Source organism: Longimicrobium sp. (assembly GCA_036389795.1).
GTDB lineage: Bacteria > Gemmatimonadota > Gemmatimonadetes > Longimicrobiales > Longimicrobiaceae > Longimicrobium.
Genome location: DASVWD010000164.1, coordinates 1 through 12,369, shown reverse-complemented (window position 1 = coordinate 12,369; position 12,369 = coordinate 1). Strand labels below are relative to the sequence as shown.

Genomic DNA, 12,369 nt, shown 5'->3' with positions numbered 1-12,369 from the left:
CCGTTCCTCGGAAGCGGAGCGCGCGGCCTCTCGCGCGAGCCGGAAGGGCCGCGCGCGCGGGGATTCTAACGTCCGGACGCCGGTCGCGAAACTCCGCGACCGGCGTCCGACCGACCGGCTGTTCCCCGGGAGCCCTCCGGGGCCTTCCCTGCGGGAGCGCCACCCTCCTCAGCGCGGAGGCCGGGGGTGCTCGTCCGAGTCGGTGTAGGTGGGCGCCGGGGGCTGCTGCTGCGCCGCGTGCGAGCTGTGCCCGGTGCGCTGCAGCACGCTGTGGCTGCGGCTGTAGAAGAAGTAGATCAGCAGCCCCAGCGCCATCCAGATGATGAGCCGCAGCCACGTGTCCTTCGGCAGCGAGTACATCATGTAGCCGCAGATCAGGATCCCCAGGATCGGCACCAGCGGCACCAGGGGGGTGCGGAAGGGGCGTGGCCGCTCGGGCTCGTTGTAGCGCAGGTAGATGATGCCGCCGCACACGATCACGAACGCCAGCAGGGTGCCGATCGAGACCAGCTCGCCCAGGATGCCGATCGGGAAGAGCCCGGCGACGACGGCCGCCACCACGCCGGTGAGGATGGTGGTGATGTAGGGGGTGCGGAAGCGCGGGTGCACCTTGCCGAAGGCCGGCGGGAGCAGCCCGTCGCGCGCCATCGAGTAGAAGATGCGCGGCTGCCCCATGAGCATCACCAGCACCACCGAGGCCAGGCCGGCGATGGCGCCGATGTTGATGAAGTAGGTGAGCCACTTCAGCGCCGGGCCCGCCGCGTCGATGGCCACGAACACCGGGTGCGGCACGTTCAGCTCGGTGTACTTCACCATCCCCGTCATCACCAGCGCCATCAGGATGTAGAGCACCGTGCAGATGGCCAGCGACCCCAGCATGCCGATCGGCATGTCGCGCTGCGGGTTCTTGGCCTCCTGGGCGGCGGTAGACACCGCGTCGAAGCCGATGTAGGCGAAGAACACCACCGCCGCGCCGCGCACGATCCCGCTCCAGCCGAACTGGCCGAACTCGCCGGTGTTGGGCGGGATGAAGGGCGACCAGTTGGCGCTGTCCACGTACTGGAAGCCGAAGGCGATCACCAGTAGCACGATGGCCGTCTTCACGTAGACGATGATGTTGTTGAAGCGCGCCGACTCCTGGATGCCGATCACCAGCAGCGCGGTCATCAGCAGGATCAGGAAGATCGCCGGGATGTTGAGGAAGGCGCCGGTGCGGACGAAGTCGCCGTTCTCGTAGGCGAAGGGCGCGCTGCTGAGCGCGGCGGGGATCTTGATCCCCAGCTCGTTCATGAACGCCGTGAAGTACCCCGACCACCCCACGGCCACGGTGGAGGCGCCGAAGAGGTACTCCAGGATCAGGTCCCAGCCGATGATCCAGGCGATCAGCTCGCCGAGGGTGGCGTAGCCGTAGGTGTACGCGCTGCCGGCGATCGGGATCATGGCGGCGAACTCGGCGTAGCACAGCCCCGCGAAGAGGCAGCCGAGCCCCGCCACGATGAACGAGATGACGATGGCCGGCCCCGCGTACTGCGCCGCCGCGCTCCCCGTGAGCACGAAGATGCCGGCGCCGATGATGGCGCCGATGCCGAGCAGCACGAGGTTGGTGGCCGAGAGCGCGCGCTTGAGCGAGTGCTCGCCCTCGGAGAACGCGTCCGCGCGCAGCTCGTCGATGGACTTGCGGGCGAATAGGCTCATGGAGGCTCCTGGAAGGGTTATCGTCCGCCGTGGGGGAGGACGCGCGCCGCCCGGGGTGGGCGCGCCGCTGCGAGGTCCCGCGCGGGACCGGTCGAACGTCTGCTCGGTGCGATGAAGGCCGCCCGGGAGGCGGCGGGGGGCGGAGGGCGCTTCACGGCGTGGCCCGGCGGGTGGAATGGCCCGGCGCGCTCCGCGGCCCGTGGGGGAGCGCGGAGGCGATCAGGAAGGTGGGGAGCGCGCGCGTGCGCCGCATTCGTGCCGCCAGACGCCGGGGTTTTTCGTCCGCGAAACCGGGAAGGTCGTGAATCTTACGCGCGTGCGGACCTGCGTCAAGCACGCCGGGACGAGTCGGGGCGGGTGAACCCGCGGCAACGACGGCGAAAAGCCCACCTGCGTGGGCTCCTCCGGCGCGTGGAGGAGGGGCGGCGCGGGGTGGCGTGCTTCGCAAAAGGCGGGTGAACCCGCGGCAACAACGGCAGAAAGCCTCGCTGTCGGGTCCGGAGCGGAGGCCGGGTCCGGCGCGCGCGAGGCTTCAACCGACCCGGGACGGGCCCGCGCGCGGTGTCGACGATCGGCTGGGAGCCGGATCGCACTTTCGCACTCTCGCACTTTCGCACTCACGCACCGGGTTTTACGGCGCACCGATTGCGCTCCCGCCCCGCGGCGCGTAGCGTATTCGTTTTCCGCGCTCTTTCCGTCCGGTAAGCCCGATGGCCCTGAACGACCTCCTCGACGTTCCCGACTCGCGCTCGTTCACGCTCCGCCGCGTGCTCCAGCGCCTGCTCGCCGCGCGGCGGGTGGTGCTCACCACGCACGTGCACGCCGACGGCGACGGGGCCGGGTCCGAGGCGGCGGTGGCGGCGTGGCTGGAGGGGCGGGGGATCGAGTGCTCGATCGTGAACCCCACGCCCTTCCCGGAGGGGTTCCGCTTCCTCCTGCACCGCCACGACGCGGTGGCCGACCTGGGCACCCCCGAGGCCGAGGCGGCGCTGACCGAGGCCGACCTGTTCGTGGTGCTCGACACCAGCGAGCCCCCGCGCGTGGGCGAGCTGGCCGCGCGGCTCCCCCGCGAGCGCACCCTGGTGGTCGACCACCACCCCGCCGGGGCCGAGGTGCTGGGCGACACCGCCGTGCAGGACCCCTCCGCCAGCGCCACGGGCGAGATGGTCTACGACCTGATCGTCCTCTCGGGCGACGACGTGCCTTCCGCGGCGGCGCTGGGAGCGTACGTGGCCATCGTGAGCGACACGGGGAGCTTCCGCTTCAGCAACACCACGCCGCGCTCGCACGCGGTGGCGGCGCGGCTCCTGGCGCGGGGGATCGACCCCGAGTGGGTGTACCGGCGGCTCTTCGCCACGGCGCCGCTGCGGCGGCTGTCGCTCTTGCGCGAGGCGCTCGAGTCGCTGCGGGTGGACCCGGCGGTGGGGCTGGCCTGGATGGTGGTGACCGACCAGACCGCCCGGCGCCTGGAGGCCACCGGCGAGGACTTCGACGGGCTGATCGAGCACGCCCGCTCCATCGAGGGCACCGAGGTGGCGCTCCTCTTCCGCGAGACGGGCGACGGCAAGACCAAGGTCTCCTTCCGCTCCAACGGCCACGCCGACGTCAACCGCCTGGCGCGGCGCTTCGGCGGCGGCGGCCACGTGAAGGCCGCCGGCGCGCTCGTCGAGGGCCCCGCCGAGACGGTCGCCTCGCAGGTGATCCCCGCCGTCCGCGACGCGCTCAAGGGGCCTAATCCGCTCCCGCACTGACGCGCCGTCACGTGAGCGAAGCCAATGATCGGCCACCCGAAGCTAAGAGTTCTTGGCCGAGTGCGGAAAGCGTGATGCATGTGCTGGACGCGGAAATCACACGAGTTACCTCGGAACAGGAAAGGAGTGGGTGGACACTCTTTGCAATTATCGGTGCGACGGCTGCAGTATCTTGGTCTGCTCTCGGGTTTTGGGAGTCAGGCGGATTTGAAATTCAAGAGGTCGTTCGGTGGGGGCTACTTCTGCTGAGCATTCGGGAGCTTGCTTTCTCGTTGTTTGGTCGGAATAGCGACCCTTCTTGGCGTCCGCTCGGCCACAGATTTATAGCAGCACGGCACTTTAAAAGTCTCGGTACCTATGCGGCGGAAGCAGTCTTTCATGCGACTGCTTTTCTGGTATTGATCATCTTCGTGGTTCATCGGATACCCGTCTGGGGAACCGCTGCCGGTCTTATCTATTGGGCCGTATCGCTGCTCGGGGCCGTGGTTATCCTCATTGGTCCAAAGCTCGGAATCTTTGTTCCGTTGCGTTCTCCGAAATTCGAGACGGGTGCTTCAATCGGACGCTTTGTTCTTCTTCTTCTGCTTTGTATCTCCATTTTGGGCTTCGCATTCGCACTCCCGACTCTGCATCCCGGTACGCAACGGGCCGCTTTCCGGCTTGCAGTGCTCTTAGTTGCACTAACTGAGCTTGGCCGTCGCCTCGTAGCCCACAGCCGGTCGCCACGGTTTCTGGATACGTTGATCGAGATCCGCAAGGATCTTGCTTTCGGACGGATCACCCCGTCAGAGGCGATAGAGCAGATGGAGGCCGAGTTCACCGGTTCCACGCTCCGAGAAGTCCTCGAAGTAGCACTCAAGGAACTGAATGAAGCTTTAGGGCGGGTGGAGCAGCAGATGGCCGCTTTGGAATTAGCACTCACGCCGGTGCTTAACTCCGTTCTGAACTCCTATTCCCCGACAGCTCAACCGCAGAGAATCGAGATGACCAACCGTGCACAGGCGCTGTTAGAAGCACAGCAGCGGCTCACTGCACTTTCCGCTGAGTTGGATACAATTGTGAAACGTTTAACGAAGTCCACACAATGGCTGCTGATCGCACCTTCCGAAGTCAGAGATGAAGCGCGCCTCATTGTCTCCCAGCACGAGGGGTCAATCAACGGAATCAGGATGCGTATCAACCGTTTCGCTGAAACGGTTCATCAGGCGAAGCTTCTTGCTGAGCGACACTTAAATCCACCAGAAGCCCCGGAGCAGTGAGAAAGGAGGGGTTTGCCTGATTTGTGCTGCAGGGCAAGGCATATGAAGAGGGCCGCATCCGTCCCGGGATGCGGCCCTTCGCGCGTCTTCACTCGTCCCGCTTACCGGCGGTACGTGTGGCTCTTGGCGTAGCGGTAGGCGGTGTACGCCGCGATCAGGTGGCAGATCCACCCGAGCGTCCCGCCGGTGCCGATCCAGAGGCCGGGGGTGATGATCAGCCAGAAGAGCCCGCGCAGCCAGGTGCCGTTGTAGATCTGCCCCACGCCGGGTACGAGCAGGCTCAAGAGCGCCGCCAGACCGGGATCTCTCACGTTCGCCTCGCTTGTCAGGAAGTCGCCGGGTCCGGCCCTGCTCCGGACCGCCCGGCGCTCTTACGGGAGGCGCCGCCCGCGAGTTTCGCCGTCCCTGGAACGCGCGCGCCCCCGCGCCGGGGAGCGGCGCGGGGGCGGCGTTCGGCGCATCGCCGGCCGCGGGGCGGTCAGGAGTGCGCCAGGGGAGCGGGGCCGCGCACGGCTACCCCGGCCAGGTGCGCCGGGCCCGGGCGCGTCACCACCAGCGGGGCGAGCCGGCAGGGGTTCGCGGCCGAGCCGCACGCGGACGCCTCCCTCTCGTGCCCCCGGCCGTGCGCCAGCGCGGCGTCCAGGCCGGTGTACGCCAGCAGCGTCAGCACGAGCGCGACGAAGACGAGGCGAACGCGATTCGCTACGTGGTTCGACATATGTCCCTCAAGCGTTCCCAGGACTGCGGTGAGAGCCCCGGGGCGGTGGCCGCCCCCGAGGCGCGCCGGGCTGTCGCGCCCGGCGCCCTCCTTCCAGGCAGCCCGCATTCCACTCGCGCGGCGTCCGGTCCCCGGTCCCGCAACGCGTTGAACGGCATCGCCTTGTGCTCCAGGCGCCCCGGAGGGGAAGCGCTTGCGCTGGGGCGTGTGCGTCCCAGACCTGCCCCGAGTTGGGGAGCCGATGTCCCGCCGCCGCCCCGCGCCTCCCCCCGCAGGCGCAATCCGAGCGAACGGGCGGATCGTCGGCCCATCGCAGCGCGCGGGGGGCTGGCGCTTCTCACCGTCTCCCGCAGATTGGAGCGCCCAGTCTCCCGGCCCGCGCCGTCCCGCTCCTCACGACTCCGGCCCGTGACTCTTCCACCCGCAGCAGACGAAACCGCCGCCCCCGCCGCGCGCGAGGTGCTCACCGCCGCCGAGGAGCGCTTCGAGCGGGTGCGGCGCCGCGTCGGGTTCGTGGCGGCCCCGCTCGCCTTCGCCGTGCTCCTGCTGGCGCCGCTGGAGGGGCTCGAGCCCGAGGCGCACCGCCTGGCCGCGGTGATGGCGGCGGTGGTCATCCTCTGGATCACCGAGGCGCTCCCCATGCCCGCCACCGCGCTCTTGGGCGCGGCGGCGTGCGTGGCGCTGCGCGTGGCGCCGGCGAAGGAGGTGTTCGCGCCGTTCGCGGACCCGCTGATCTTCCTCTTCATCGGCTCGTTCATCATCGCCCGCGCCATCTTCCTGCACGGGCTCGACCGGCGGGTGGCGTTCGGGGTGCTCACGCTGCCGTGGATCGCGGGCCGGCCGTCGCGCGTGCTGCTGGCCTTCGGCGCGGTGACGGCCGCCCTCTCGGCCTGGATGTCGAACACCGCCACCACGGCCATGATGTTCGGGATCGGGATGTCGATCCTCGCGGTGATGATGCGCACGGGCGAGGAGGGGCGTCCGGCGATCGACCCCCGCTACGCCACCGGGCTGATGCTGATGACCTCGTTCGCGGCCTCCATCGGCGGGCTGGCGACGCCGGTGGGAACGCCGCCCAACGTGATCGGCATCGGGTTCATCCGCGAGCTGCTGCGCGAGGAGATCACCTTCTTCGAGTGGATGGCCGTCGGCGTGCCGGTGGTGGCCGTCCTCTTCGTCTGCCTCTACCTGTACCTGAACGCGCTGTCGCCGGCGGGGGTGAAGACGCTGGGCGCGGGGGCGGACCTCATCCGCGCCGAGCGGGCGGCGCTGGGGCCGTGGACGCGCGGGCAGAAGTCGGTGGCGCTGGCCTTCTGCGTGACGGCGGCGCTGTGGATCACGCCGGGGCTGGTGGCGCTCCTGGGCGGTGAGGGGAGCGGGCTCTACCGCGAGATGAGCGCGCGCGTCCCCGAGGCGGCGGCCGCGCTGCTGGGCGCGCTCCTCCTGTTCGTGCTCCCCGGCCGCCCGGGCGAGCGGGCGATCACCTGGGACGAGGCGGCGAAGATCGACTGGGGGGTGATCCTGCTCTACGGCGGCGGGTTCGCGCTGGGGGTGCTCTCCTTCCAGACGGGCCTCGCCGAGGCGGTGGGGCGCGGGCTCACCGGGCTCCTGCCGCTGCACGGCGAGTTCGGGCTGCTGGTGGCCTCGGTGCTGATCGCCGTCGTGGTCTCGGAGACCACCTCGAACACCGCGTCGGCCAACATGGTGGTGCCGGTGGTCATCTCCATCGCCACCGCCGCGGGCGTCGACCCCCTGGCTCCGGCGCTGGGGGCCACGATGGCCGCCAGCCTGGGGTTCATGCTCCCGGTGTCGACGCCGTGCAACGCCATCGTCTACGGCTCGGGGCACGTGCCGCTCATGCGGATGGTGCGCTACGGCCTCATCCTCGACGTGATCGGGATCGTGGTGATCGTGGCCGCCGTGTCGCTGCTGGCGCCGCTGCTGCGGTAGGTCGGCCCGGCCGGGGATGTCGGGCGGCTGGAAGCCGCGGCGACAACGGCGAGAAGCCTGCCTTCCCGGGCTGGTCCGGCGCGGGGGCGGGGTCCGGTGCGTGAGGTCGGATCCGATGGAATGAGTGGACCAGGCAGATGTCATCCCGAGGGGAGCGGTAGCGGCCCGAGGGATCTACCCGACGGTGCTGGAGGGTGGCGAGTCGATGAGGCGCCTGACGCTCTCCTGGTCATCCGTGGTTTACCGGATTGCATCAGGCCGCGTCACAGGCGGTGCATCTTCCGGAGGGTGACGATGGAGGGGAGGTTCGCGGGGAAGGTGGCGCTGGTGACCGGCGCCAGCTCCGGGATCGGACGGGCGGCGGCGCTGGCCTTCGCGCGCGAGGGGGCGGGCGTGGTGCTCGCCGCGCGGCGCGAGGAGCTGCTGCGGGGCGCGGCGGAGGAGATCCGCGGCGCGGGCGGCCGGGCGGAGCCGGTGCGCTGCGACGTGGCCGACGAGGCCCAGGTGGAGGCCGCGGTGCGCCGGGCGGTGGAGGCGTTCGGGCGGCTGGACTGCGCCTTCAACAACGCCGGCACGCACGGGCCGCTGCTGCCCGTGCACGAGCTGGAGCCGGCCGGGTGGGACGAGGCGATGGCGGTGAACCTGCGCGGTGTGTTCCTCTGCATGCGCGCCGAGGTGCGCGCGATGCTGGCCCAGGACCCGCCGGGCGGGGCGATCGTCAACACCTCGTCGCTGAACGGGCTGGGCGGCGTGGCCCGCGCCTCGGCGTACGCGGCGTCGAAGGCGGGGGTGCTGGCGCTCACCAAGTCGGCCGCGCAGGAGTACGGCCGCGCCGGGATCCGCGTCAACGCGCTGGTGGCGGGCGCCTTCGAGACGGAGATGCTGGCCGGCGCCGTCCTGGGGATGACGGGTGGCGACGCCGAGGCGGCGAAGGCGGTGCGGGCGCAGCAGGAGCAGTTCATCCCCGCCGGCCGCGTCGGCGACCCGCGCGAGGCGGCCGAGGCGGTGCTCTGGCTCTGCTCCGGCGCCGCCTCGTACGTCACCGGGCTCTCCATGGTGGTGGACGGCGGGATGGCGTCGGTCCTCCACTGAAAGTGCCCAGTGCCCAGTACCCAGGGTGGACGTGGAGACGCGTGGCACGGCCGGGCCTCAAGTGTGTACTGGGGGCATGCTTACGACTGCCGTCCTCTCCCCCGCCGAGCTCTCCGACCGCATCCGCGCCCGCGCGCGCGAGATGGGGTTCGACGCCGTGGGCATCGCGCCCGCGGAGCCGAGCGCGCACGGGACGGCGTACGCGCGCTGGGTGGGGGAGGGGATGCACGGGGAGATGGGCTACCTGGCGCGCGAGGACGCGGTGGCGAAGCGCGCCGACCCGGGGCTGCTCGTCCCCGGCGTGAAGTCGGCCGTGGTGGTGGCACTCGGCTACGCCCCGGCGGAGGAGGACGCCTCGACGGCGGGCGACCCGTCGCGGGCCGTCGTGGCCCGGTACGCGCGCAACCTCGACTACCACGACCTGATGAAGGAGCGGCTGATCGCCCTTCAGGAGTGGATCGGCGCGGAACTGACGCCGGTGGGCGGGCGGGCGTACGTGGACACGGGGGCGGTGCTGGAGCGCGAGCTGGCGAGCCGGGCGGGGCTCGGGTGGCACGGGAAGAACACCATGCTCATCCAGCCGCGGCGGGGGTCGTACTACTTCCTCGGCGTGGTGCTGCTGGACGTGGAGCTGGCGTACGACGAGCCGTTCGCGCGCGACCACTGCGGCACCTGCTCGGCGTGCCTGTCCGCCTGCCCCACGGGCGCGCTGCTGGGCCGCGACGAGGCCGGCGCGCCGCGGATGGACGCGCGGCGGTGCATCTCCTACCTCACCATCGAGCTCAAAGGCCCGATCCCGCGCGAGCTCCGCCCGCTGATCGGCAACCGCGTCTACGGCTGCGACATCTGCCAGGAAGTGTGCCCATTCAACCATAAATTCTCAACGCCAACGGCGGAGCCAGCTTTCGTGCCGCGGCTGGGCGTGGATGGCGTTGAGCTCACCGAAATGATGTCGCTGACGCAGGAGGAATTTTCCAGCCGGTTCCGCGGGTCGCCCGTGAAGCGGGCAAAGCGTCGCGGACTGCTGCGCAACGTCGCCGTCGCGCTGGGGAACTGGGGCTCGCCCGACGCGGTGCCGGCCCTTACCCGTGCGCTTGACGACCCGGAGGCGCTGGTCCGCGGGCATGCAGCCTGGGCGCTCGGCAGAATCGCTTCTGGCGCTGACTGTTCGGCCGAGGTGATTGCTTCGATCGGTTCGACCCTCGTGCGGCGACTGGTGAGTGAGGAGGATCCCTGGGTCCGCGAGGAGATCACGGGTGCGCTGTCGAGTTGACGCCCGACCGGCAATGGCTTGACTAGGTTGGGCGCGGCCGCCAGCGTGACCACCGCGGTTTTCTGGTTCGCGCGCTTCATCCCCGGGATCGGGTCGACGACGATCCAAACATCGAGTACCCAGTAGTCCAGCAGGATCTTCCGCTCCTCGGGTCCAGCGATATCCCACGTTTCCGCGAGATTGCGGGTCTCGTGGAGGATCGCTGATAGTGTCTCCCACGCATCTTCCCGCGAACTGGCCAGCTGTTCGGCCTCGGCCAAGCGTCTCTTCGCTGCCTTGAGATCCTGTTTGAGCGGCTCGATCTCACGCCGGAACTCCGACTCGTCCAAATCGGCATCGGCGGCCAAAGCGATGGCTCTCAGCATCTTATCGAGCCTCGTCTTGGTCGCCTGGACTTCCGCGCGGGCAGCCTCGATGGACTGCTCTGCAGCCGTTCGGAATTCCTCGCGCTCCAGAATGTACCCACGGATCTCCGCTTCGAAGTCCGCGGAAACCCTCTCCATGAGGATGATGTCACCGATGGCGGCCTCGAGTTCGTCGGCGACGATCGAGTACGCCTTGCACCCCTCGGCGTGGAAGAGTTGATACGCCTCGGGATTCAGCCGCTCCTTGGGGACGGGGTGCGTGTAGCTCCTCGCTTCATCCTGCGCTTTGCTCAGTCGGCTGCCGTTATACTCAAGCCCGCAGTGTGCGCAGATCGGTCGGAGCGGGTACCACCCGCGCACCTTGCGCTTCTTGTTGCGCGGGTTGGCATTACGCCGTTCGACCTCGGCTTCCACTTCGCGGAAAAGCTTTTCGTCGACCAGCGCGGGCCAGCGCGCTTTCACTCTTCTCCGTACCGGCCGGCCGTCCGGGCCAAGGTCCTTAAATTCGTTTTCACCGATCAGTGCGCAGTTGGTGAGAATGTTCCGAACGTGCCGGTGTCCTAGCGTGCCGCCGTGTCGGCCGCGGATACCGCGCTCGTAGATGGCCGCGCCGACGGCGTCATAGCTGGCGCCCGCGAGAAGCTGGTGAGCCGCGTACTCCCAGACACCCGCCAGCACAGGGTCCGGGACCAGGATCACACCGCCTGCTCCGCCCGTCGAGCTTCGCCATGGCGCAGGACCTTGTTGGCTCGCGTGTCGAAACGGAGCGTGCCGAACGGTGGAATGGCGTGCGGCCACCAGCCCTCGCGGGACGCGTTCCTGATTCCGCGCGAGACGTCCTTCGAGAGGTTCGTAGCGTAATTCGCTGCTTCGGTAGCGTGGATTGCGATGAGGACGTAGTCGATCGTCGGATTTCCGGTAAGCTCGATCGTAACGAACCGGAGTTGCCAGCCGCTCCTTTCCAGTTCCAGGTACATCAGCATGTACGCGTTCAGGTCTGGACGATTCTCCTCGTCGAGAATCCGTCCGAACCGGCTGGGTGCGTACATCTCGATGTATCCGATGCTGGACTTCGGACGCGGGTTCGCCTTGCAGAAGCTCACCATGTCCTGGAAGTCCGGACGCTCGAACGTCGTTCCGGTGTAGCTGTCCCCGGCGAGACCACGTGCGCGTGCATGTCGGCCAGCCCGGGCATCAGGTACCTGCTGGTGCCGTCGATGCGCTGCGCCCCGGCCGGCACCGCCACCTGCGACGTCGGCCCCACCGCGGTGATGCGCGTGCCCTGCACCACCACCGTCTGTGCCGGCAGCACGGTGTCGTGGTCCATGGGAACCACGTTCACGTTCGTGAACGCCACTGGCGTGCGTTGCGCCAGCAGACTGAGTGGACTGACGACCAAGACAAGTATCGCGAGCTTCCTCATGAAGTGATCTCCTGTTATCTGGCGCCGTTTGGCTACGGGGAGCGGGGGAACAGTCTGTCACGATGATGATATGCTCATGTTCATCGCGGTTGGTCCGGCCGTGAGAGAGTCGCTCCGCTCGGCCGATCGATTCCTCTTATGCGCTGGCGGAGCCGTGTTAGCGCACCGCTCATCACGGCCAGTTACGGACCCGGAAGAACTCTTGATTCTAATGTGGTCCGGCGTATCGAACACTTCAAGAAAAACTTTGGTGTATTGGAATGATCTTTCTGCTGTACGTTCAAGGTTCTGTGGCAGGCTACCAGTTGGCTGCTCCTCATCGAACCTGCGCCCGGCGCGCATACGCAACCGACTGGCCGCCCTGCTCCAATCCCGAGGCCGACCTGGCCCGCGGCAAGGGAAGTCGAGCCGCTGAAGGTGGAGGCGGTGCTGGAGTGCATCTCCCAGCCCGCGTTAGCTCCGGCGCTGGTCTGACCAGAGCCGCGCGCGGGGAGAGCAGGGCAATCCTTTTAGACTCCGTTCCGAACTCTGCGCATTTGGAATAGCCAATCAACCGACTCGCGATGCGAGCGGTGCGGCATGGATCGTCCGCACTCCCAATTGTTGATCGTCGAAGACGTCGTTCCCATCAGGAGCGCGACCTGAAGCTGAGTCAATCCGAGTTCGTGACGCAGGTGGTGGAGTCGCCAAGCGAACGAACCTTTCATACCACGTTTCCGAGCATTGTTCTGGTTCGCGAGAAACAGATTGGCATCACACAGAGGACACGGAGGACACGGAGAGAACTTCAATCTCTTCCGCTGTTCCTCTGTGTTCTCTGTGCCCTCTGTGTGAGACCTTTTC

The 12,369-nt window shown here is 68.4% G+C and carries 10 protein-coding genes; 5 read left to right on the top strand and 5 right to left on the bottom strand.

Annotated elements, in window-relative coordinates; translation table 11 throughout:
• Window positions 1-168: 168 nt before the first annotated feature.
• Window positions 169-1,695 carry an amino acid permease gene (locus VF746_21870; GenBank protein ID HEX8695075.1) on the bottom strand — a complete coding sequence of 509 codons (1,527 nt, stop codon included), beginning with the start codon at window positions 1,693-1,695 and terminating at the stop codon, window positions 169-171.
• A 710-nt stretch (window positions 1,696-2,405) separates the two neighbouring features.
• On the opposite strand from VF746_21870, the gene VF746_21865 reads away from it, so the two are divergent.
• Both VF746_21865 and VF746_21860 read left to right on the top strand, forming a co-directional pair.
• Window positions 2,406-3,446: a bifunctional oligoribonuclease/PAP phosphatase NrnA gene (locus tag VF746_21865; protein HEX8695074.1), complete on the top strand. Its 1,041-nt coding sequence runs from the start codon at window positions 2,406-2,408 to the stop codon at window positions 3,444-3,446.
• A gap of 74 nt (window positions 3,447-3,520) precedes the next feature.
• Complete coding sequence (locus VF746_21860) at window positions 3,521-4,705, top strand: hypothetical protein (GenBank protein HEX8695073.1); 1,185 nt, start codon at window positions 3,521-3,523, stop codon at window positions 4,703-4,705.
• Window positions 4,706-4,806: 101 nt separating this feature from the next.
• Here VF746_21860 and VF746_21855 read toward each other — a convergent pair whose 3' ends face one another.
• Together VF746_21855 and VF746_21850 are read right to left on the bottom strand one after the other, a co-directional pair.
• Window positions 4,807-5,016 (bottom strand): DUF5683 domain-containing protein, encoded by a 210-nt coding sequence (locus VF746_21855; GenBank protein HEX8695072.1) that lies wholly within the window; start codon window positions 5,014-5,016, stop codon window positions 4,807-4,809.
• Window positions 5,017-5,183: 167 nt separating this feature from the next.
• A complete protein-coding gene (locus VF746_21850; GenBank protein ID HEX8695071.1) occupies window positions 5,184-5,423 on the bottom strand; it encodes a hypothetical protein in 240 nt (79 codons plus the stop codon).
• A 408-nt stretch (window positions 5,424-5,831) separates the two neighbouring features.
• Between VF746_21850 and VF746_21845 the strand changes: the two genes are divergently transcribed.
• The 3 genes from VF746_21845 to queG all read left to right on the top strand — a co-directional run bounded on the left by VF746_21845 (window position 5,832) and on the right by queG (window position 9,738).
• Window positions 5,832-7,373: a DASS family sodium-coupled anion symporter gene (locus VF746_21845; GenBank protein HEX8695070.1), complete on the top strand. Its 1,542-nt coding sequence runs from the start codon at window positions 5,832-5,834 to the stop codon at window positions 7,371-7,373.
• A 294-nt stretch (window positions 7,374-7,667) separates the two neighbouring features.
• Window positions 7,668-8,465, top strand: a complete 798-nt coding sequence (locus tag VF746_21840; GenBank protein HEX8695069.1) for a glucose 1-dehydrogenase — start codon at window positions 7,668-7,670, stop codon at window positions 8,463-8,465.
• Window positions 8,466-8,541: 76 nt separating this feature from the next.
• Complete coding sequence (gene queG, locus VF746_21835; GenBank protein ID HEX8695068.1) at window positions 8,542-9,738, top strand: tRNA epoxyqueuosine(34) reductase QueG; 1,197 nt, start codon at window positions 8,542-8,544, stop codon at window positions 9,736-9,738.
• A 1,060-nt stretch (window positions 9,739-10,798) separates the two neighbouring features.
• Here queG and VF746_21830 read toward each other — a convergent pair.
• Together VF746_21830 and VF746_21825 are read right to left on the bottom strand one after the other, a co-directional pair.
• Window positions 10,799-11,209, bottom strand: coding sequence for a hypothetical protein (locus tag VF746_21830; GenBank protein HEX8695067.1), 411 nt, complete (start codon window positions 11,207-11,209; stop codon window positions 10,799-10,801).
• Window positions 11,203-11,430: a hypothetical protein gene (locus VF746_21825; protein HEX8695066.1), complete on the bottom strand. Its 228-nt coding sequence runs from the start codon at window positions 11,428-11,430 to the stop codon at window positions 11,203-11,205. Before VF746_21825 ends, VF746_21830 begins: the two co-directional genes overlap by 7 nt.
• Between the last annotated feature and the right edge of the window lie 939 nt (window positions 11,431-12,369).